This is a genomic window from Aureispira anguillae, from assembly GCF_026000115.1.
GTDB classification, from domain to species: Bacteria; Bacteroidota; Bacteroidia; order Chitinophagales; family Saprospiraceae; genus Aureispira; species Aureispira anguillae.
Genome location: NZ_AP026867.1, coordinates 2,499,728 through 2,521,955 on the forward strand (window position 1 = coordinate 2,499,728; position 22,228 = coordinate 2,521,955).

At 34.0% G+C, this 22,228-nt stretch carries 17 protein-coding genes; 9 read left to right on the plus strand and 8 right to left on the minus strand.

From position 1 onward, the window contains the following. Positions 1-60: 60 nt before the first annotated feature. The 5 genes from AsAng_RS09600 (at position 61) to AsAng_RS09620 (ending at position 4,497) form a co-directional block, all read left to right on the plus strand. A complete protein-coding gene (locus AsAng_RS09600) occupies positions 61-1,968 on the plus strand; it encodes a DUF1963 domain-containing protein (RefSeq protein ID WP_264792559.1) in 1,908 nt (635 codons plus the stop codon). Between the two features lie 69 nt (positions 1,969-2,037). Then, complete coding sequence (locus tag AsAng_RS09605) at positions 2,038-2,574, plus strand: DUF1572 domain-containing protein (protein ID WP_264792560.1); 537 nt, start codon at positions 2,038-2,040, stop codon at positions 2,572-2,574. 55 nt (positions 2,575-2,629) lie between these two features. Beyond that, positions 2,630-3,184, plus strand: coding sequence for a hypothetical protein (locus AsAng_RS09610; RefSeq protein ID WP_264792561.1), 555 nt, complete (start codon positions 2,630-2,632; stop codon positions 3,182-3,184). A gap of 264 nt (positions 3,185-3,448) precedes the next feature. Further along, the gene (locus AsAng_RS09615; protein ID WP_264792562.1) at positions 3,449-4,000 is read left to right on the plus strand and encodes a Crp/Fnr family transcriptional regulator; all 552 of its coding nucleotides are present in this window, start codon (positions 3,449-3,451) and stop codon (positions 3,998-4,000) included. Between the two features lie 53 nt (positions 4,001-4,053). Further along, positions 4,054-4,497, plus strand: coding sequence for a methyltransferase family protein (locus AsAng_RS09620; RefSeq protein WP_264792563.1), 444 nt, complete (start codon positions 4,054-4,056; stop codon positions 4,495-4,497). A 520-nt stretch (positions 4,498-5,017) separates the two neighbouring features. On the opposite strand, the gene AsAng_RS09625 is transcribed toward AsAng_RS09620, so the two are convergent. Then, positions 5,018-8,761, minus strand: coding sequence for a T9SS type A sorting domain-containing protein (locus AsAng_RS09625; RefSeq protein WP_264792564.1), 3,744 nt, complete (start codon positions 8,759-8,761; stop codon positions 5,018-5,020). A gap of 559 nt (positions 8,762-9,320) precedes the next feature. On the opposite strand from AsAng_RS09625, the gene AsAng_RS09630 reads away from it, so the two are divergent. From AsAng_RS09630 to AsAng_RS09645, 4 genes are all read left to right on the plus strand, one after another. Next, positions 9,321-9,800: a DinB family protein gene (locus AsAng_RS09630; RefSeq protein WP_264792565.1), complete on the plus strand. Its 480-nt coding sequence runs from the start codon at positions 9,321-9,323 to the stop codon at positions 9,798-9,800. Between the two features lie 368 nt (positions 9,801-10,168). Further along, positions 10,169-10,711 carry a hypothetical protein gene (locus AsAng_RS09635; RefSeq protein ID WP_264792566.1) on the plus strand — a complete coding sequence of 181 codons (543 nt, stop codon included), beginning with the start codon at positions 10,169-10,171 and terminating at the stop codon, positions 10,709-10,711. 81 nt (positions 10,712-10,792) lie between these two features. Next, positions 10,793-11,668, plus strand: coding sequence for a hypothetical protein (locus tag AsAng_RS09640; RefSeq protein WP_264792567.1), 876 nt, complete (start codon positions 10,793-10,795; stop codon positions 11,666-11,668). Positions 11,669-11,734: 66 nt separating this feature from the next. Then, positions 11,735-12,655 (plus strand): hypothetical protein, encoded by a 921-nt coding sequence (locus AsAng_RS09645; protein WP_264792568.1) that lies wholly within the window; start codon positions 11,735-11,737, stop codon positions 12,653-12,655. 154 nt (positions 12,656-12,809) lie between these two features. Here the strand turns inward: AsAng_RS09645 and AsAng_RS09650 are convergent, their stop codons facing one another. The 7 genes from AsAng_RS09650 to AsAng_RS09680 all read right to left on the minus strand — a co-directional run bounded on the left by AsAng_RS09650 (position 12,810) and on the right by AsAng_RS09680 (position 22,070). Then, the gene (locus tag AsAng_RS09650; RefSeq protein WP_264792569.1) at positions 12,810-13,295 is read right to left on the minus strand and encodes a hypothetical protein; all 486 of its coding nucleotides are present in this window, start codon (positions 13,293-13,295) and stop codon (positions 12,810-12,812) included. Positions 13,296-13,421: 126 nt separating this feature from the next. Next, complete coding sequence (locus tag AsAng_RS09655) at positions 13,422-14,939, minus strand: T9SS type A sorting domain-containing protein (protein WP_264792570.1); 1,518 nt, start codon at positions 14,937-14,939, stop codon at positions 13,422-13,424. An 87-nt stretch (positions 14,940-15,026) separates the two neighbouring features. Then, positions 15,027-17,537, minus strand: a complete 2,511-nt coding sequence (locus tag AsAng_RS09660; RefSeq protein ID WP_264792571.1) for a PEP/pyruvate-binding domain-containing protein — start codon at positions 17,535-17,537, stop codon at positions 15,027-15,029. 256 nt (positions 17,538-17,793) lie between these two features. Further along, positions 17,794-18,345 (minus strand): prolyl hydroxylase family protein, encoded by a 552-nt coding sequence (locus AsAng_RS09665; RefSeq protein ID WP_264792572.1) that lies wholly within the window; start codon positions 18,343-18,345, stop codon positions 17,794-17,796. A 70-nt stretch (positions 18,346-18,415) separates the two neighbouring features. Next, the gene (locus AsAng_RS09670) at positions 18,416-20,272 is read right to left on the minus strand and encodes a T9SS type A sorting domain-containing protein (protein ID WP_264792573.1); all 1,857 of its coding nucleotides are present in this window, start codon (positions 20,270-20,272) and stop codon (positions 18,416-18,418) included. A gap of 378 nt (positions 20,273-20,650) precedes the next feature. Beyond that, positions 20,651-21,028: a VOC family protein gene (locus AsAng_RS09675; protein ID WP_407655330.1), complete on the minus strand. Its 378-nt coding sequence runs from the start codon at positions 21,026-21,028 to the stop codon at positions 20,651-20,653. Between the two features lie 133 nt (positions 21,029-21,161). Continuing rightward, positions 21,162-22,070, minus strand: coding sequence for an AraC family transcriptional regulator (locus AsAng_RS09680; RefSeq protein ID WP_264792575.1), 909 nt, complete (start codon positions 22,068-22,070; stop codon positions 21,162-21,164). Positions 22,071-22,228: the final 158 nt, after the last annotated feature.

Genomic DNA, 22,228 nt, shown 5'->3' on the forward strand with positions numbered 1-22,228 from the left:
CTCTGAAACAAGTCATTTCAGAACGGAAATTAAAAACCAAAGGAATCAATCGAAATAACAATGAAAGAATTTTTTAAAATAAACAACATTGATGTTGGATTTGCCAACCACCCAACAGAAGAAACCTTTTTCACCAAAGGTTCTTTAAATACAGAGGTTCTCATTCGAAAAGGAAAACTGCGCATAAGCCTACTGACACCTGCCTTAGAAATTACTGATGAAATGCACAATGGGTTATTAAATGACCCTTATTACGATAACTTAAGGCATATTGACTATTTCAGGATGGTTACGTATTATGACTTAGCCATTGAAAAGGGAGCATACAACAGTCAGATTGCTTGTCCTTATAATACGAATTTAACGGGATTTGAAACCTATAATTTTCCTGAAGCGGTCGAATTTCATGGCATTATCGATTTGCAAGAAGGTTTTGTACACATAAAAGGGGAATTAAAGAGCAGATCCAATGAGAAGAAACCCAGCATACCCGTTGAGGCTTTAAAATGTTTTGTGCCTAAGCCATTACTTCCTATAAGAGAGTTGTACACTTGGGAACAAGCACTAAAAGCCAATCCAACAGATGTTTATGATTTAAGTATTGGTGAAGGAGATTTTCAAACTTTTCCATCCAAGCTATTAGAATTTAAAAACTTAGAAAAAATATGGATCGGTGGTGCTGCTCAATGTAATTTTACGGAACTCCCCGATCCCTTTTATGGGCTTACCAATTTACATACCATCCAAATTTACCAGAGCAAAATCAATACAATTTCTGAACACATCAATCAATTGCATCAATTAGAAGAATTAACCATTGAGTCCAGTAATTTAAGCCTTCTTCCTGATGCCTTGTGTGATTTACCTGCGTTGACAACATTAAATTTAAAACACAATAAGCTAATTAGTTTACCAAAGCAAATTGGCGCTTTACCAAAGCTAAGAGACTTAAATATTGTTGGTAATAACTTTAAAGCATTACCCAAATCTCTGGCTAATATTTATGCTGTTAATGCCGACAGAAAGCATAGAAAATTATTTATGGATTTAAGCTATAAAAGTAAAAACCCAACTGCTATTGATTCCTCGCTTTACGACTGGTCCAACTATCCAGCACAAAAAGCATTGTTGGAAAAATCAATATTGGCGATTCCTGAATTGGAGGAATTCAAGAATCTAATTGTTGATTACAGTACGATGGCTACTTTTTTGATCTTAAACAAAGAAGAAAAAGAGATTCCTATTGGGCGTTCAAAAGTAGGTGGCAGCCCTGATTTGCCTAAAAATTGGGTACACCCTGCCAATAAAAATGGGTTGTTATATTTATTCCACGCCCAAATAAATTGTGAAGAAATCGCACCTTTTCAAAAATACCTGCCTAGAAAAGGAATGCTTTATTTCTTTGTCAATGACGAAGAATATGCAGAGCGCCCTATTGTATTGTACGCAGCAGATAATCAAAACTTAGTTCCTTCTATTTACACCGAAGACACAGCCTTTATCGATAGTGATTTTGATTGCGATTTTAGAACTGCCGTTGCTGTTACTTTTCAAAATTATCTTTCTCTGCCTAATTTTTACAATGCTTACTATTATGGCGCCGAACGCTACCCTAACTATGCTACGTTTTGGGATGCTCCCGACAATGATGAAAAAATTGAACAACTAGAGGACTACATCGAAGCACTTAAAAGTTCAATAGATTGGTCTTTGGGTGCTGAACAAGGAGCAACAGCAACACGCACACACAGTATCCACAGTTCGGTATTTACGCAACACGAATCTCCACAAGAACAAGCTGCTAATAAATTTGGTGGGGAGCCTTCAGAATGGTTGGTTTTACTAAATATGGAAAGCGTCGATGAGTTTAATTTCTGGGATGCGGGAACCTTAACCTATTGCATTCATAAAAAGGATCTAGCCATAAACGATTTTTCAAAAATCAGTGTTAGTATAGAGAGCAGCTAAAAATTGCGTCTTATAGGCCTGTTTTCTAGCATTTATTTAATACACAATACTATAAACATTACGATAAAAATGGTTGAAGAATATTTAAATAACATTAGAACACAATTCAAATCTTACAAAGCCGTTGCTGATAAAACAATTTCGCAATTATCAGAACAAGATTTATATTGGAAATACAACGAGGAAAGCAATGATATCGCTTGCATAATTGTACATATGTCCGAAAATATGCTGTCTAGATGGACTAATTTTTTTGAAAGTGATGGGGAAAAAAGCTGGAGAAATAGGGACAATGAATTTTTAGCGCAGCAGTTAAGCTATGCCGAATTAATTGAAAAATGGGAAGAAGGCTGGAATTGCCTTTTTGCTGCTCTAGATTCAATGAACGAAAGCAATTTTAATACTCCTATCATCATAAGAAACAAAAAAGTAAAGTTAATACAGAGCATCACTCGACAAATTGCACATTATCCTTATCATATAGGACAAATTACCTATATCGGAAAAATGATATTAAACGACAAATGGGATTCTCCATCCATCCCTAGAGGAAAATCAAATGAATATATTCAAAAAGAATTCAAAAAAAATCTGTTGGATAAGTAATTAAAATACCGATTTTAAAGACATAAGGCGCTCCTGTTTTTAACAACCTTAATTGATGAATGAAGCAATAAAAATATTTTTAGACCAAGTAGAGAAGGTACTCAATGGCTCTACGTTTTTTGTGGTTATCGACCATAATCTTAGTGGAATCAAAGAGGAAGAATTAATTCGAACTGTAATCCACTCTAGGGAGTTTGATCTAAAATTATTAGAAGCAGATTTGTTTCAACAAGACGGTGATTTTTTTCACGAATTAGACAAAAGTGGAAAATTGATTCCCAAACGCTATACTTTCCCCAAAACGGATTCTTTGATGCGTAATTTAGATTTCCAAGGGGCTTATGAATACTTGGTTTCAATGTTAACGGCAAATACAAAAAATACTTTCTGGAGCCCTTACCATAAGGAACTAGACCGCCCAAAAGCTCAAGAAATCGTCAATTCTTTTTTGGATGAATTGGGAAACAGCAAAGCGCTTAGGTTTTACCAACTAGAACCCTCATTTATCTTCCAGTCTCTGGATTTCTGGAAAAATTTAGGTTCTGATAGCATCACAGCAATCCTAAGCAATCATAGGCTTTTTTTCCTTTTTACCAATGGTACGGATTAATCGTGTAGTGTGAAAATCCTTATTGGGATATAATTCTATAAAAACACATACATTTTCATTCCTCTTTTGAATAAAAAATTCTCAATTGGATTCGAGGATAAGATCATTACTAAAAGATTTAGAATTTCATCTCTTTCATTAAAATAAAACACCCTATAAAATGCCAAATAGTATACTAGACACCTCCATCCGAACTCCCTAAATCAAAAAAATCAGAACTTAAACCTTGAATGTTTTTTTAAGTGATTAAAGAATAAACAAAAGATGGCTACCATTCAAAAACTTATTGAAGAATTAGAACGTTATGGAAAAACCAAAAAATTCAAGCTCAATGATACCTTTATACGAGAAGGTCAAATCCCTAACAAAATAGGAATTGTAAAAAAAGGGCTATTCAGATATTATTACCTTACTTCTGAAGGAAAAGAATTTACAAAAGTTTTTATGAAGGAGGGAGCTATTATTTCTTCCTATTCCTCTATGATTTTAGGGACAAAATCAATCTATACTATAGAAGCGCTCGAAGCGTCTAACGTCATTGAAATAAGTTATCACCAATGGGTAAAACTAAGGGAAGAAGACAACAAGTGGGATAAGTTATTAATTTCATTTCTCGAAAAAGGGTATAGAACCAAGGAAAAAAGAGAGCAAACATTTTTACTGATGGATGCTGAGCACAGATACAAAGAGTTTCTCTTGGAATATCCAAATTTAGAGCAGCGAGTAAAACAATATATGGTTGCGTCCTATCTTGGTATAACTCCTATTGCATTAAGTAGGATACGAAAAAAAATGAAGCGGATAAACCTATGTTAATGTATTAAGGTTAAAGAACAAATAACTTTGTTTTTTTAACAAAAAATTTTAACATGAAAAGAGTAATTCCACCATTTTTGTTTGTCCTTTGTATTCTACTTATGATTGGATTAAATTTTTTAAGTCCAACACCAAAACTATTAAAACCACCCATTAATTACTTCGGTATCTTACTACTTCTTTTGGGCCTTGTAATGACCGCTAAAGTCAGAAAATTATTTGACGATGTAGATACGGAAATCCATACCTTTAAAAAACCCAAAAAATTAGTTACAGATGGCTTATTCAAAATTAGTAGAAATCCTATCTATTTGGGATTTTCAATTTCATTAATTGGCGTGTGGATGCTGCTAGGAAATCAGACATCAATAATCGGAATCTTTTTATTTATCTTAATTTCAAATTTTTGGTACATTCCTCATGAAGAAAATAGAATGGAAAAAGAATTTGGAATCGACTATAAAAAGTATAAATCAAAAGTGCGAAGGTGGATTTAAGTGCTAAAAATTTGCTGTGTTGATTCTTTAAGTTTGGTGTTGAGACTATTTCAAAAACTGTATCAATGACTAAGCTTATAAAATTCTATTGATCATTTAGGATAAAGTGGGCTTCTTTTTTGAGGTTTACTTTTAGTTAAACCAATAGGTATTTAGTGCAACAATGTATATCGCCATCCCACATACAGGCTAAAGCTAAATTCTCTGTATGCAAGGAGATTCTGAAAAATCAAAGATTTGGCTCGTTCCGCAAGGAAAAAATACCACCAAACCCGCTCTTTTACTTTGGGATGGCGCTCTCTTTTTGGACTTTTCTTATATCCTTGTAGAATATTAGTCTAGTAAAAATGAAGTTATTTCTCCGTTTTGTTGAGCTAAGCCTATGGCGAACTCACGTAAGTATAATGAGTCCCCCAAAAGGCGAGTTTAATAGCGATGTAAGGCTATTAGCTTTGCTGATTTCTAGTTCTTAAACAACTTTATTATCAAAATTTTTAATTTAGCTCTGATTACAACAAAATTAAATTTTTATTACTTTTTTACTCAATATTCCTCTATTGCTTTGGATAAACAAATAATAAACACCTGTGCTTAATCCCTTGATATCTATTTTAATTAATTCTTTATCGGGTGTGTTATTCATCAACAGCACTTCACCTAACTGATTAACAAGGCTATACTGAATTTGTCTATTATTGGCGTTCTCAATAAAAAGTATATTTTCAACAGGATTTGGGTAAATATTTACATCAAAACTAGCTTCTATTTTTGAAACATTAACTGTTGTAATAGGGATGCAACTAGAAACCTCTGAACAATTAATATTCGATATAATAACTGCATAGTTTCCATTAGCTAAAGGCGAAAAAGACCGATTAGTTGCCCCTAGAATTGGATTGTTATTATTATCACAATCAACCCATTGATAATTATATCCTATGGCATTTGCTGTTAAAATAGTCCCATTTTGAGTTATACTTGTATCTATCGTATTTTCAACCGTTAAATCTAAATAAACAGTACTGTCACAGCCCCAATAATTGCTATAAACACTTGAATAATTGCCACTAGTAGTATAGTATTGCCCATTCATTTCAAAACTATCGCAAATAATGGTGTCTATATGACTGAAATTATTAAGAATATCAACATTGATTAAGTAGAGCGTATCGTTCCCATTATTCTGAATGGTCTGCAAATAGTTACCATCACTATTGTAAAGCACCCCATTATATAAAACGCTATCACATGCTGTTACATCGATCGTATCAGACCCCATGGAATTGTTTATCTGGGGAGCGCCAATCGTATGAAAATAAGTATTTGTAACTATTGGAAGGTTAAAATCAAAATAAATGCTAGCCGTATTCTCAATCCTAGTTCCAATAGGTAAATCAGGGTTCTGATCAACAGAAAAACGAACAAAGCCATTACTACCTTCTAAGTTTGTCAAGCTATCTGGCAATAAAATATCATAGAAAGTCCATTCTAGAACTCTTTCTCCATAAATTCTAAAATGATAATTATGGCTAGAGGCTCCCGATCTTACTGAAAAAACATCTAATTCGCTCGAAAGTGTATCACGAATAACTACCGTAAATGCTGTATCTGTTCCTGTGTTTTGAAACCGAATTAAATATTCAATTTGTTCATTCGCATCAATCTCATGATTTGCCCCTATCCCCAAAGGGAACCCCATTTTATCGTTAGGATCATAGGCACCAGATACAACGACACAAGTAATATCAACATGTGAATCACCATCATCATGGGGCAGCAGATTCACCAAATCTGGCGTCCAATTAGCTTCTGGACCGCAAAGTTCAATTGTAGTAGATGGATTTGAATTACCAGGATGTAATGGGTGTTGGCAAACTTCCATTCTCCATGTTCGACCATCAGCACCATAATTATAGACCATTGAATCACCAGCGGTTAATTGAACAGAATCCCGACTTATAAACTGACCATCTACATAAAGATTAACAGGTGACCAACAAGACATATTTCCACTTCCTGTATTCTTTATTTTAAAAGAAATATTAGTTCCATTGCAAGTAGAGCCAATTTCAAGATGAGATAAATCATAAGGTGTAACGCAAGGACTAAAATTATTCGGATAAGGTTTTGGAATCGTATCTAAAAAACAATTATGGATTGGATGCAAAGTTGCCTTCATACACAAAGATTCACCAAGCAAAATTGTGCTATCAATATGACAAAATAAAACAACCGTTTGGCATTGTGAGGGAGCTAACCTCCCGATATATACACCATATCTATTATTCCCTAAGGTATCCAAAGGCATGGTAGCGGATTCAATTGTTAACCTATCATCAAACTCTAAAATGACATAAGCACTATCCAGTATATCCGAAGCTAAAAGATTATTGCAAGCTTCTACAAAAATTATCTGGTTTGAGAAGCCAGGTCTCAAAGAAAGAGCATCTATGGTTACGTGATTATCGGTACAAGGATTATTAGCAATTAAGCCAATACCGCCTACTGAAATTAATGTATCATATGATGGAACCGTAAAAGTTTGAGTAGAAGAACATGTCGCACTCCATCCTCCAGAGGTATCAACAGTTATGGTATAATTACCAGGTGCTAAAGAATCTACACTCCATATTCCACCTAGAGTTGATGTAACTAAAATATTCCCTGGCTGAATCTCTAGCAATCGCTCCAAACCAACCTCAAAAGAATCTAAGGTACAATTTTGATTAAAATCTTGGAACACACTACCATAAATTCCTTTTTGGCTTAATTTTCTATAAAATCTTGTTGGAGTTAATCCATCCAAACTTTCAAGTAGATATACATCCGCTGTTGGGTCAAAATCTACTATAGATTTAAACGTGCCACTTTGGTAAAGGTTGTTATCATTATCCAGTTCTAAATGATTAGGATTAAAAGCCCATTCAGAACTTATATTCGCCCAAATAAAATCTCCCTGTGAGCTCAGTTTAAGAAGATACTGAGCATTTTGGCTAGCAGTAAATATCCCAGTTCCTGGATCTAAATCTGGCGCTCCAGATCCAGTCATACCAGCACAATAGAGATTATTGGAATTGTCCAGTAAAGAGAGACTGATGCCAGTATCGGTCAATTTTTTGACCCAGATAAAATTACCTTGAGGAGTCAATTTTAAAATATAACCATCAGAATATCCTGTACTCGTTAATTGTTGCGTTCCCGCTCCAAAATCAAAATCAACCGTCCCCACAAAAGAACCTGATAGTACAATATTGGTATCAGAATCTATAGTTATTCCAGTTGCAGTAATCACATTAGAATTTGACCCAAGTACTGAACTTTTGACCCAATCAAAATTGCCCAAATCATCTAATTTTAAAAGAAACAAATCATGGTGTGATGAATTAAGAGATGCCACAGCAGGACCAGGGTCAAAATCTATAGTATCTGAATACCTCCCAATAATATATAGATTATTTAATGCATCCAATGATGAATTAAATAAGACTGGATACGCTGTACTACCACCAAATGTTTTTGCCCAAATAAAATTCCCATTGGCATCTAGTTTTAAAGCAAAGATATCTCTAGTCCAATTATTTAGATTATTATTTGGAATCTGAGTAGATGCTAAAATATTGTTATTCGATCCAGGGTCAAAATCTATTTCTCCCTGAAAAAAACCAACAATACAAAGATTTCCTTGATTGTCTAAATGACATTGTGAGCCTGTTGTTTCTCCTCCTCTGAGTTCTTTAGCCCAAAGCGTATTTCCATTTGCATCAATTTTGAGAATAAAACAATTGTTACCATTAGCAAAAGAAATCCATTCTTTGGTTAGGGTATCAACCCCTGAAACTGTATTAAATGTGATAGTATCTTTAAAAGTACCTATTACATATGAGTTCCCATTTACATCTGTTGAAAAACTTGAAATAAAGACGTTACTACTTTGACTGTGTTCAAAATACCGAAGCCAAATTAAGTTGCCAGATGGGTCATATTTTTGAACAAAAAAACTTTTACTTGTTGGAGAAACAAGATGATTAACACCAATCCCAGGGTCAAAATCTAATGTATCATAGAATATTCCCGTTGAATAAACATTGCCAAAATCATCTAAGCTAATGATGGGAGCCATCACAGAACTTCCACCTCCTGGCCCAACAGGTCTTTCTAAGATATTTACCCATTCCAAATCCAATTGTGCATTGGCTCTTAAAAATGTCAACAAAAAAAAGATTATCAAAAAAGAAGAAATAGAAAAAGATCTACTATGTTTCATGCTTATCATCATTGAGTATTTAAAGGTTGTGTACAAGACAAAAATCATTGATCTACCTCAACATTGGTTTGTCCGATGCTCAGTCAAAAAAGTTTAATTTATTTCCAGTCCTAACTAATGTTTCCACAATAATACAAGAGATATAGGGCTAATTCTTAGCCACATTTTATCAATTATTACTTGTGCAGCCAATAGCTCCAACACCATACTCGATTAATAACCAATAACTTACACCAAAAATAAGTTACACATAAAAGCAGTTTATTTGCCTTGCCCCCATCCTTCTTGATAAATTCTTTTCCTCTTTGAAATGGGATTATGGAAATTTAAATGGTTTCCCAAGCTATTCACTAGGTTTACACGCTCATTTTCAACAAAATATACAATTTAATAAAAAAATTAAAATAAGAAGCTTTTTATTGCATTGTAATAATGCAGTAGCCAGAAGATAAAAGCTAATGCTCAAAGAAAAGATACAAGCAAAACTCATAATTTTGCTTATTTTTAACGCCAATATTTCGTATTTTGTTTTTTTGCACCATAATATCCCTAGAGAAAAATGAATCGAGAAATTGAAACCATATTAAAGGCATTAAATGAGACTCCTAGATTGTTGAGGGAATTAATTACAGAAATTGACCCAGAACTTTATAAAAAGAAAATAATTAACGGGAAGTGGTCCATTCACGAACATGCAACTCATATAGCAGTTGGTGATGTATATGGATTTCAAAAAAGGCTTAAAGATTTTAAAAGGAAAGCAAAACCAATCTTTGAACCACTATCTGGAGATAATTTTGATGAAGATTTTTTTATAAAATTAGAGTTGGAAAAGACTGTAAATGATTTTTTTGAAATTCGACAACAAACAATCGAATTGGCAAAAGCATTTGATCCGAACGACTGGAATAAATTGGCGATTCATCCCGAATATAAGACCTATACGCCCTATATTATGCTAAGGCATTTGTTAATGCACGATCACAATCATTTGTATAAAATTGAAGATTTGGGATTTGGAATTGGGCATGTAAAATAACGAAATTACAACATATTGCGCTTTTTATACGGACTAACCTTCAATTAAACATTAAAACAACTTTCATGAATCGCCATCGGTTTTTTAGCATTTTTTGTATTATTTTTGGATTCATTTGCTTTTCCGAAACCGTCCAGATCATTAAAAGCACTAATGATTTAAGTACACTAGCTATTGTTGCTCCATTGAGCCTTGGTCTTACCTTCCTCGTTTTTAGACAAGCTAGAATTTTTTGGAAAAAAGGCGGTAAACCTAGTTCTAAACTTTAATAATAAGAGATTCTTCTAAAACCCTATAGTTTATCCTCTGCTATGGGATATACACGGATCATTACAACCAATAAAATTCAAAAACCAAAATACTTTTTTATGTCTAGTTTAAGTAAAATCACGATTAAAGTCCTCAATAACAAAACATATCGCCTAAAAATTGAACGCATCCACCCTGATGCACCTGCTCTAAGTTGGTTAAATGATCAAAGCGAAAAAAACATAAAAACAACACTATTATTTAGAACATTAAACCTATTAGAAGCAAACCATAAAGAAACAGCAATCATCTCTAAATTTTACGAACATATTTTTTCTTTGTTATCCCCTTTTATAGAAGAAGAATACGGTGACAATATAACACTCAACCAATACACTGAACTTACGGAATATGGCAGCGAAATTTTAGAAAATATTGTAGAAAACATCTTACTTTCTGCCACCCCAATTGAGTCTGACATCAATGATAATTGGGAAAAAGGGCTAATTAAAAATTTCAATCCTTATAAAGAGGTCAATGAAGGGGTACCATTTGTGCACTATGAAATTACCTTATCAGAGCCGTTACTAGATAACCTTGAAGAAAACCTAACAACTAAAGTTGATTATTCTTCATTAAGCATTTCTTGTCAATTTAAATAAACTACGGTAAATCAAGGCATTAAACGCATATCACACCTACTATTATTGTGTTCATTTTTGCAAATTCCCCTAATTCACCCCATGAAATCAAAACATAAAAATCAATCCAAGCTATTACGGAAAATAAAAGAGAAATCTGAAAGAGCTGCTTTGCTTGCAGAATCAAATTATGCCAGAAACTTTGGTTGGTACATTGAACTAAATGGGGAAATCATAGGTGAATTAATAAAATGCAGATTTGAAGATATGTTTTGGGACTCTTATGAAATTATTCCTCAAAACACAGCCGCTAAAAAAATACTTTTTGATTCCGAAAAACTACTAAACAGTGATTTTCGATTTAAAAATAAAAGGCTTAATGAATATGCACCAAATGCATTCTTAGGAGGTAGTCAAAATCTATTATTAACAAAAAAAAGAATCATTGTTAGAGCTTTATATTTAAGACCTAAAGATATAGTCGAAGAAAAGTTATTGCGAAAGGTTGGAGAACTTTTACAGAGACTACCTGAGGAAGAAAAACAAATTTCTTCCAAAAAATTTGAATTTATCAAGCTTACTAAAAATACTTCAAGAAAAAATATTGACTCTTATTTTATCGAAATATATACAGATGGAAATATTCGATGTATTGACGATCATCAAGCTCCCCAAATTAATCGATATGAATACAAACTAAAGAAAAGTACAATTAATGAAATTCAAAAATTAATTGATGACTATCGCTTGCTTGATTTAAAACCATCTAAAATAAACACGTCCAAAATTTTCAATTGGCTTGTGTCAAAAACTTATCAATCAGACATCTATACAATCGAAATCACAAATGAACTATTCGAAAAATTTTTAAAATTCAAAATATCTTTATTTAATCCATCGGAATCTCAAAAAAAATTAATTGATTGTTTTAATCAAATTGAAACGCTTGCTAGACTAGGATTACCAGAAAGCTCTTGATCAATCTCTAATGGTGCAAATTTTATCTACTCCCTATCGTTTAAAACATCCTAAATAAAGCATACCATGAATAGCCTATACCGCTTTCTTTTCATTATTTTGCTTCTTTTTTCGTGCGAAAACCCCAAACCCTCTGCTCCTCAAAATCCGCTTCAAAAAGATGATTTTATTGAAAAAAAAGAATACAAGTCTGTAGATCCTCAAACCTTTCCACAAGGGCTTTGGATCGGAAAAAGCTACTATGATTCCCTTCAAAAAGGGAAATTAACGCCCCTATTTATCGAAAATCATTTAAAAACGTATGTAAGTGAACATCAGGGGCATCTTGAAATCGGAAACGCTTATGGTTTTGAGTCGGGAATAGTTTCCATGACAGAAAAAAACTATCGTTTTGAACCGTCAAATCAAGAAAAAGAAAGGGATTATTTTTTTAACGTTAAAGAAGAAAATAATTCACTTTTACTTTCCACTAATTTCTATTGGGGGGTTAGATATATTGACGAAATGAATAAAGACACGCTTTATATAAAAGTTAGTGCTGATTCTGAAGATAACAGGCATGATGGCCATTATCATCTCGAATTTCCTATCGAGTCGCTCTATTTTAGCGGAAAATATACTGTTTTAGATAAAAAAAACAACCAAAGCTATCCGAATGTAACAATCGAAAATCAGACTATTCAAAATTTTATAAAAGGAAAAAACTATCCTTTCCGCTACGAAGCACTGTTCCCAGGCTCGCATGTGATATACATAGCTCTTGAAGAAAAATTTGGAAGAGGATATTCACTAGAATATTCTAAAAGAGCATATTATTTACCTTCTGAAAGGAAATATTTTGTTGTTGAGGATACCGAAAAAGGATTTCAACTCTTTGAATTATTACAACCATCTCTTAAAAACCCTAAGGGTTGTGTAGAAGCTCATGACATAGAATCTGAAGCAGAAAAAGGAGAATTGTTATTTGACTTCACTAAAACCAATTAATGTTTAAATAGAATTTAATCTCAGGTGGAATAGAAATAGTAGAAATGATCAAGTACCTTTTGCTTATAAATGCTAAGAAAGAAATCAGAATGCTCCAAGGCTAACACCTTGATATCTAGCCCCTTCTATATCAAGATAAAAAATGATACCAAATTTATTCTTTAACTTCGCTATTATCATCTATAAAAGAAGAATCATCAAGGATAGTTGATTCTCCTTTTATAGATGGCGTTTTTTCTCTTAAAATTTGATTTGTAGTACTTTCTAAAAACTTTGTAATGGCAAGATCACTATAAATTCCCGCAACAAAAACAACAAGATAAGTTATAACTGATTCTTTAGCGTCAACAAATGAATTAAGAAAAAGGAATAAAATTGCTCCCAATATAATTCCCATTAAAGAACGTACTACTATTAATTTAAAAAAAGAATTTATTTCATCCTCTTGATAAAGAGTATAGATTAACTTAAAAAGGCTTCCTACGAAACTCACCAGAATAACTCCTAAGGGAATGCCTAAAAAAGTATACGTTTTGATGTTTTCCCAAGATAAATCAAGTGAAAGGAAAAGAAAAAATAAAGAAATAGGAACTAAAATTAGTAAAAATGCTTTTGTGTTATTCGCTTGATTGTTTGCCACTTCTATTCGCTTATAAAGTTTATGTAGAATTAGTAATATACACTAACTTAATGAGAAAAACAACATATAACAAGCATTACACTACATTAAAAATTATTACTTTTCTGAATACAGTAATCGAGCAACCTAAAATTCCTGTTTTATTAATTTCCCAGTACTTTCTAACCCATCTAAACTTTCAACCTTGTAAAAATAAATGCCATTGGGCAGTGTTTTTTGTAATCTGATTTGATTGCTAATATTGTATATTTTTTGACGTTGAATCAATTGCCCATTTACATTAAATAAGCTAAAAATATATTCTACATGATTCAATTCTTCAAAATCAACCGTGATATAATCAAAAAATGGATTGGGGGATATTTGAGCAGATAACGTTTCGATATTTGATACATTAACCGATGCACAGGGATTACTTAACATACTAATTGTATCAGAAATAATAATACATTTTCCTGGTCCAATAAGCGTATCCAAATCCATGTAATCTATTTCACCATTCATTACAAAACCTTCACAATCATTCTGAAGAATTCCTCCAACTCGATCTCTATTTGGATAGTTATAAATAGTTTGATTGATGATATTTCCCGTTGCATCCAAAATACATACACCAATATCAACGTTATCGGTTAAGGTATCATGAAAATTAGAGGCGAGGTAAAAACTACCATCTGCTCGCTCTAATAGTTGATGTGCATCTATCGTAGGGTATTCTTGGGACCACAAAAGGGTTCCTGCTGGGGTAAACTTATGCAATTGGGTAGAAAGCGAAAGGGGCTGAGTGTATGGATTATATTTACATAATAATATGTAATTGCTATCGCTGGTTTGATAGATTTCACGAGGAGTACTTGTAGCCGAATCAATCAATTTAACCTCCCACTCTTCTACCAGAGCGCTATTGGATTTTGTAATAAATATATCTCCTTTTTGACCTAGGGAGCGGATCTCTCCAAAAAGAAAACCATTATCAGCGGTCTGTATAAGTCCTCCTTGTGTACAATTTGGATAAATGCCAAAATCAAATTGATTTTGTTGCACAATATTTTTGTTAGAATCTAATGTTATAAGCCCTGTATATGGCGTATAATTAGGGGGCCAAATCCACCCACCATTAGAAACTCTATCTCTCGTCAAATAAGTATATCGATTGGGTCCAGATTTAATAGCATTGACGGTGTTGTGCAAATGATCCTGCTGTAGAATTGCGGCATCTGCTGGATTGCTTACCATATTCCCTAAACTATCAATTCGCAAAAGCATTGGATCAGAACTAGGGGTCTGAAGGCTGCCATTAAATCCTCGTCCTACAATGGTATATTCTCCTGTTAGTGTATCTTCATAGACATTCATATGATGCCCCCCATCATTAATATAATGTTGTTGAGACCACAAAAGCTGCCCTGCTGGAGTCGTTTTATTGACATAGAGGTGTGTAGCTGTGCCATGAAAAAAAATAAGATAAGGGGAATAGATTCGACGGTCTCCTACCGTTAAATAATTTCCGTCATGGCATTTAAAAATAAGGTTGCCTCCTATATTATGAGCTGTATCTGTATTAATATTGGTAAAAATAGGTTGCCCCAATACATGACCATTTATTAGGCAAAAGGCAATGCCAAGTAGTAGTAGTGTTTTCATAAGTTTTTATCATGGTTAGTTTAATTATATTTCAAAAACGCATAGAAAAACAAATTTGCTGCCTTGATTTTATTATTTTTTAGGCTACTACTTCTTTATAAATTTCTTTGAGGTATATGTATTGTGATGCGCGGCGAATGCCGTTAGGACGTAAACACCTCGGGGTAAATCTTCTATAGGAATTTGTAGGGTTGAGTTGGTTGAAATATTGAGATTTTTTTCTAAGATTTTCCTTCCTAGCAAATCCAAAACAAGCACCTTTGTAGGATTGCAATCCACCCATTCTATGTTGATCCGATTGTCAATAGGATTAGGGAAAATTTTAAAATCGAGTGTTTCTAAATCAATGATTCTCGAATCTTCATCCGCAAGATAAGCGACCCATGGACGAGCTTGCTTAATGACAAGTTGATTATCAGCCGTTATTTTATATTCAATTTCCATGGCAAAAGTAGGATTGCCAACCGCATTATAAAGCACTTCAAACTTGTTATGAATAACCGTAAGATAAGCCCTGATTTGATCCAAATGCTTTCTTTCCAGAATAAGCCCTTTATTGGGTACTAGACTCGAATGCTGCAAAACAATATAATCTGTTGCACTGGTTGCTACAATGTCTAGCAATAATTCTTCAGGAACAGCCGTATTATTAGGATTGGTGATTAGATCTTCTCCAACCTGAGAATTTAAATAATAAAATGCATCATTGGTCTGGTACATTGGGTCGGTGCTAACCCCTACACCATTGGCTTTTTCATCCGAATAATTGGAATGGCATAAGACTCCCATTGAGGCGGTAAGATGATTGACTCGATAAAATTCCCGTTCATCAAAAGCTCTTAAATTCCACAAACTAGCATAGATCTGCTGGATGGATTTAGCAATATGCCCCTCGTTGGGATGCTGTGTATTGGAGGCATATAACCCTGCCCCATTAAATCCTGGCAAATCCTCATTGTTTGTACTCGATCGACATCGTATGGAAGTATTTTCAGGAAAAGAAGCCTGCATTTCAGCCAATTGATCCAACATCCAGTAGGGCATTTCTCCTTTTTCTATTTTCTTTCTAAAAGCAGCTAACATCGCATCCCTCAAATTTCGGTCTGTCCTAAAATCTGGATTCTTAAGCATCTCCCTCGCCACTTCAAAAAAGTGATTGTGCTTCATAAATTCTTGGTAAAAATAAAAGGGAACGCCAAAACCATCTGGAATTGTTTCCGCTGGAAAACCAAAGGTTCTCATTGTTGCGACATTAGCACATTTTGCGCCAAACCCATCAAACATCGAAAACGTTATTTCATCCAATGGCAAAATAGAGGTATAATCCAAATTTAAGGGAGAAGTTTGATTTTGATCGGGTCTAGCTTTTTCAAACCAGTTGTTTACTTCTTCTAGGCTTGCTTCTCGAATGAAAAATTGGTCTTGTTCTACTTTAAAATAAATATAATGCCCAAGTAAGTTGGCAACAGAGTCAATTAATAGAGGGTCTCTGATAAACGCATTGGGAACTCCATCTTGTATTGCTCTTAGATTCACATGTGACAATGGCGTTTGAATGACAGAGGTTATAATACCACCAACACGAGGGAGCGTATTGGGCAATGACGAATACAATACAATGTCTTTTATCCCTGGTATGTCTCCTGCTGCCATCTCCCGAAAAAGACCAAATCCTTCTGCCTCATTTAGCCCCCAATAATCAACTTGGGCATACACCTCTGCTTCAAAAAGTACGGGCACCCTAGAGTTGGTATATTGTCCCGAATCCTGCTCGTATTGAATTTGACTATTTGTCGTTACAAAATAGGATAAGTTATTCGTTAAGAATGGCATATTTGCAGCCAATAATTCATGTGTTTTTTGGACAACCTCAAAATCATCCCCATGACCATTACTATAATTAAAAGCAAATGTTCCGAGTGTTCCATTGTTCGATATGGTCGTTGGATGATAAATAATTTGCCCCTTTTTTACATCATTCCCAATCGTACTAATACCGATCGCATTGGCAAAATCTGCGTGGAGATTGTGCGTATTTCCATTTATAAAATAAACCTTGGGTGCTGTATTAAAATCCACAATTATAAATTTGGCAAATCGCTTGCCATTTAAAAATTCAGACCACTGCACCAAATCTCTTGAAATCGACAATTGATTAAACAGCGTAAAACTATCAATTGCAATTGCTCCATCATTAATGCTGATCGGATTGGCGGGGTTGATCGGATTTTGAGTAGGAAAATTTTGATATTCTGTGATGTCATCCACCCCATCCCTATCTGTATCATGAGCTGCACCAACCGCATATTCCAACACTTGATAATAAGCCTGAGGATAAGCAGCCAGCGATTCTGTAATTTGTGTGGTTCCTGCTTGTCCCATTGTGATGGAAGCCGTTAAATCGAATCCACCACTGAGATCGTGTCGAACTTTTAACACATAGTATTTCCCGATTGAGGAAGCCACCGTTAACTGAACTCGACCTTCTGTATCTGTATTATACCCTATAATTGGAACTTGTTGTCCATAAATAAGACCTTGACTAGATAAGATAATTAATAAACTAAAAAGGAGATTCAAGAAAGTAGTTCTGCTCATGGAAATATATATTTTCACCCCTATAAAACGATAATGAACAACTCATCTTTTAAGTGTTCTGATTAATTGGGTGCTAATAAAGATAGCCCATTTTGTCCAGAAATGAAAGAACATTAAAATCTATAAATCATAAAAAAAATAGACGTTTAGATGCCTTCATTATAGATTAATTCCATATTAATTTATTTTTTTTATCAGAAAAAATTCCCCTATTATCTTTATGCCTCTATCGTTGTTCTGTATTTATGAGCATACATTACTGCTTCCTTTTGTACATAATATCTGTTCGAAGAACATACTTTATTCCCTTATGAATCGGTTTTCCAGCATGTCTTACTTCATGTTTAAAAATAAGTGCCGTCCCCGTTTTAGGCTCAACATAAAATTGGGGAAACTCAGTAGCACCGCCTTCCATTTCTTCATTTAGGTAAATTAGTAAGGTATAAGAACTCCATTCTTTTATGGAGCGGATATAGCTTCCATCTATATGGCTTCTAAATTGTTGCCCAGGTTTATATTTATAAAATCGAAACCGTTCATTTAATCCACAGGCAATTCCATATTCCGTTTCCAAGATGACAAATGGTCTGATTTTGTCCCACAGTTCAGATGCTAATTCTTCATTATCATAAATAAATCGTTCATTATTTCGAATTGCTTTATTAACGACTTGTTTTCCAAAGCCCATATTAACCTTTGCTAATTCATAGCCTTGCTTTTCGCTAAATTCAATCCATTTTTGACAGTCTGCTTTGGACATGAAATTTTTAATACAAAAAATATCTTCATCCAATCTGATCGCTTCCATAATGTATTTTTTGTTCCCTGATTTTAAATAGGTACCTGTCTACAGGCAAAATGCTAGAATTGTTTATTAATCAATGGGCAACAACCACTCGTTTTTGAGCAATCATTTTTTTATTTTGATATAAAACCAATTGGTAGATTCCTGAAGGAAGATGAGAAACTTGAATTTGAGTTGAGAATGGCTTTTCTAAGATTGATTGCCCTAAACTATTGTAAAGAATTATTTTATCTGGTGCAATAAAAGGAGCAACAACGTTAATTTTAAATAGATTGTCCGTTGGGTTAGGTAAAATAGATACAGCATTTTCTTTGGTATTATATTGGGCGATATTGGATACTGTCAGATTAAAACAAGAACTGGTATCTGTACATATACTGTCTGTAACAATTACCGCATAAGTTCCATTCGAAACTGGTGTAAAAGATGAACTTGTAGCTCCTTGAACAATTTGGTTAGTTTGACAGTTCATCCATTGGAAACTCGCTAAATTAGCATTTGCCATAAGAGTATTACCCGATTGACTAACAGCCGTATCAACGGTATGAGCACTTATATTAAAAAACGCTGAGGTGTCAGCTCCAAACCGATTACTTACCACAATTTGATAAGCGCCTAAACCTCCGATCGTAACGGGCGAAGAATTTTGGGTAGCAACCAAATTTCCATTTTGATACACTTTAAATGTATCGGAAGTAGAAAATTGCGAGTAAAAATAGACAGAACTACCTGTTGCATCTACATAATAATTGTTTCCTGTTGTTACGGGTACAGCTGCTGCTGAAGTACCACAAGCAATAGCATCATCAGGGGTAGCGGATAAGATATGGTTTCTATTGGAATCTAATTTTACTAAATAATTATTACTAGCAATGATATAGTTTCCATCTTGTAATTCGTAAGCAATCCCTAGCGCTTTGTCGTTATAAAACGATCCATTTCCTGATTTTATATTGATGTTTTTTTTCCATAGCATAGTGCCCGTGCTACTATATTTTATGATCGTTGATTTTTTCTTAGGCTCATTAAGATCTTGTCCCATGACTAAATAACCTCCATCTGAGCAAAGCGTAGCACGATGAGCTACACTAGGTGCTGTCGCTACTACAGGTATTGTTTTAGACCAAAGAGGGCTTCCTGTAGGACTGAGTTTTAGAATTTTCCAACCATAATTGGTATTCGGAGGACTGTATTTTTTTCCTCCAACGATTATATAATTGCCCGCATTATCTTGAAGAACAGATGCTGCCAAATCAAGGTCAAGGGCTGCAGGAAATCCAAATTGATGCGTAATACTCCCATCTAGTGCACTAATACGATAAAGAGAATCAGTTTTTAAAACCATATAGCCCCCATTCATATCTTCCTGAGCATCTATAATATTATAAGGGTAATTTTTAGTCCACAAAGGAGTGCCAGTGCTATCATAGTTAATCAAATACGTAATATTAGAGACCAAATATCCTCCAGATACTTCATGAATATCTCTTATTTTTGAGTAACCAGAATGCGGCATTGAGCGTGTCCAAGTTGTATCTCCAACAGAATTTGTTTTAACAACGAGGTCAACTTCTGGACTGAGGTATAAATCCTCTCCAGCAGCCAATATATACCCTCCATCACTAGTCTGTTCAAGTGTTATATGAGTACCAAAAGAACCTGATACATCTATAGTCTTATAAAAAACTAAGTTTCCTGATGGGGTATATTCCATCATTACTATTTCCCCTCCTGTTAAACTATTTCCACTACTAAAAACAAAGCTAGGATAACCAGCTACAACATAATTGCCATTAGGCTTGATGATCATATCTCCAGAAACAATTGGCAATAGAGAAGTACCAGGTATCCTTAGTAGAGGTTTTATCCACTGAGATACACCAAGGTTAATTCCCAACATAATGAGCATAACAGTCAAAGAACATTTCATGAGCATAGTTTTATACTTGTATTAATAATTAACGTTCTTTGACAAATCATGTGGTAAACACTAAAAAAGGGTAAGCTTTTAACTACTTTTTAGTAGAAAGTTATAGGTCGTATGTCCTGTATTTACAGGAACTAAGCATACAACTTACGACCTATAACTTATAACAAAAGTAGTAATAAGCAGGCAAGGTAGTTTACGATTCCACACCATTTGTCAAAGAACCATATAATTTGAATTTTTGAGATAACAATCTATTCAACAACGATGTTAATACAAATAGTTCAGATTTTAAAAAAAAAACTAAATAAACATGCCAACAATTCGTAACACTCCTTTTTTAAGCTTAGTGGGGTTTCTCAAACCCCACTAATTCCCCCCTTAACGATGCTGATCGATAAAGATAATATTCCCATCTGGGTCCTTAAGAATTACACTTGCTGGTCCCGATTCATTTTCCACAACATCAATCTCACTGTCTAACTCAATTCCTTTCTCTTTCAGACGTTTCTGAATTTCTCTTACATCATCAAAAGGATTCGCTTCCTTTCCATTTTCATCCCACCCAGGGTTAAAAGTTAAAATATTGCTTTCAAACATTCCCTGAAATAAGCCAATTAAGGAATTTTCATTTTTCATAATAAGATAATTCATCTTAAGATCACCCGCTAAGACTTCAAAGCCAAGGTTTTCATAAAAAAGTTTTGAGGTTTTGAGATCTTTTACATTGAGGCTAACTGAAAAGGCTCCTAATTTCATAGTTTCGTTATTTATTGAATGATTTAAACGGGTTGCTTCTTGAACGGTTGAATTGGTTGAATGCTTGTCGGGAAATGAACAGCTCAAAAATAGGGCTACTCCCGCCAACAAAAAGGTACGCTGTTGTTTCATATTAATATGTTTTAATGTTTTTTATGGGAATACAAAGCTCCAACTCTAAATAATCCCAATTGCAAATATTCTCTTTGTCCAAGAAAATCTCTAGGCCTGGCTGATGATCTGGCTCAAAAGAGCTATTAATCAGCCAATTATTGTATAAATAATGCGTCGCTGTTGCCACTCTATTAAAATCTCCCGATACAGAAGCAACAGCATATTTACACTTTGGCAAAATCATAATCTCCAAACAATCCCTAGCATCCATTTTAAAATTTGTTGGGAGGGTGATGCATACTTCGTAGCGGTATTTTTCCTTGGGAGTAATCATAGGATCATCGATAGACATTCCAAAAATTTTCTCTGAATGGAATAAATTCATCTTTTTTGCCCAAGCAACCAGCTTCTTAAAAGCATTTATGACAACGCCTTCTCGATAAGAGTCTAAAACTCTTATATAAGCCACCCTCCTTTCAGAGAATTGTCTAATTGCTACAGGAAAATTAGTTTTTAACGCTGTTTCACTCATGGGTACAAGATAATCCTTTAACGGAAACAACTCTTTGCGAATCTTGCTATTTTCAATTTTCCCACCTTTTCTATAGAAACTTGGAGAGATTCCAAAATACTGTTTAAAAGCTCTAGAAAAGGTTGAGGGGGAAGAAAAGCCACAACTCATTCCTATTTCTGAAATTGAGTAGGTAGAAAATCGTAGCAGTCGAGCCGTTTTTTCCAAACGGATACGATTGGTAAAATAGTTGACCGACTCTCCCGTTACAGCTACAAAAATTCGATGAAAATGAAAGGGGGAAAAAAATGCCACGGCAGCCAACTCCTCTAGCGAAATGGATTTATCTAAGTTATCATTGACATAATCAATAACTCTATTGATTCGACTTCTATATATTTCGCTTGATTTATGCATCTTTTTTGTATTTTTTATTAAAAGTTGTTTACTTTTTAGTCATTTCCTAAAGCAAAGGAATTGATTTTAAACCCACAAGAGCCCTTAAGATACCCCATTTATAAATCAAAATCCTTTCCTAAAAGTTACGCTTTCTCTACAATAATTCCAATATTTAC

Bases quoted from the DNA above. Each gene is read 5' to 3' on its own strand.
- AsAng_RS09645 (WP_264792568.1), top strand. From the start codon at position 11,735: ATGAATAGCCTATACCGCTTTCTTTTCATTATTTTGCTTCTTTTTTCG.
- AsAng_RS09665 (WP_264792572.1), bottom strand. From the start codon at position 18,345: ATGGAAGCGATCAGATTGGATGAAGATATTTTTTGTATTAAAAATTTC.
- AsAng_RS09635 (WP_264792566.1), top strand. From the start codon at position 10,169: ATGTCTAGTTTAAGTAAAATCACGATTAAAGTCCTCAATAACAAAACA.
- AsAng_RS09670 (WP_264792573.1), bottom strand. From the start codon at position 20,272: ATGAAATGTTCTTTGACTGTTATGCTCATTATGTTGGGAATTAACCTT.
- AsAng_RS09610 (WP_264792561.1), top strand. From the start codon at position 2,630: ATGAATGAAGCAATAAAAATATTTTTAGACCAAGTAGAGAAGGTACTC.
- AsAng_RS09640 (WP_264792567.1), top strand. From the start codon at position 10,793: ATGAAATCAAAACATAAAAATCAATCCAAGCTATTACGGAAAATAAAA.
- AsAng_RS09675 (WP_407655330.1), bottom strand. From the start codon at position 21,028: ATGAAATTAGGAGCCTTTTCAGTTAGCCTCAATGTAAAAGATCTCAAA.
- AsAng_RS09620 (WP_264792563.1), top strand. From the start codon at position 4,054: ATGAAAAGAGTAATTCCACCATTTTTGTTTGTCCTTTGTATTCTACTT.
- AsAng_RS09660 (WP_264792571.1), bottom strand. From the start codon at position 17,537: ATGAGCAGAACTACTTTCTTGAATCTCCTTTTTAGTTTATTAATTATC.
- AsAng_RS09600 (WP_264792559.1), top strand. From the start codon at position 61: ATGAAAGAATTTTTTAAAATAAACAACATTGATGTTGGATTTGCCAAC.
- AsAng_RS09655 (WP_264792570.1), bottom strand. From the start codon at position 14,939: ATGAAAACACTACTACTACTTGGCATTGCCTTTTGCCTAATAAATGGT.
- AsAng_RS09605 (WP_264792560.1), top strand. From the start codon at position 2,038: ATGGTTGAAGAATATTTAAATAACATTAGAACACAATTCAAATCTTAC.
- AsAng_RS09615 (WP_264792562.1), top strand. From the start codon at position 3,449: ATGGCTACCATTCAAAAACTTATTGAAGAATTAGAACGTTATGGAAAA.
- AsAng_RS09680 (WP_264792575.1), bottom strand. From the start codon at position 22,070: ATGCATAAATCAAGCGAAATATATAGAAGTCGAATCAATAGAGTTATT.
- AsAng_RS09630 (WP_264792565.1), top strand. From the start codon at position 9,321: ATGAATCGAGAAATTGAAACCATATTAAAGGCATTAAATGAGACTCCT.
- AsAng_RS09625 (WP_264792564.1), bottom strand. From the start codon at position 8,761: ATGAAACATAGTAGATCTTTTTCTATTTCTTCTTTTTTGATAATCTTT.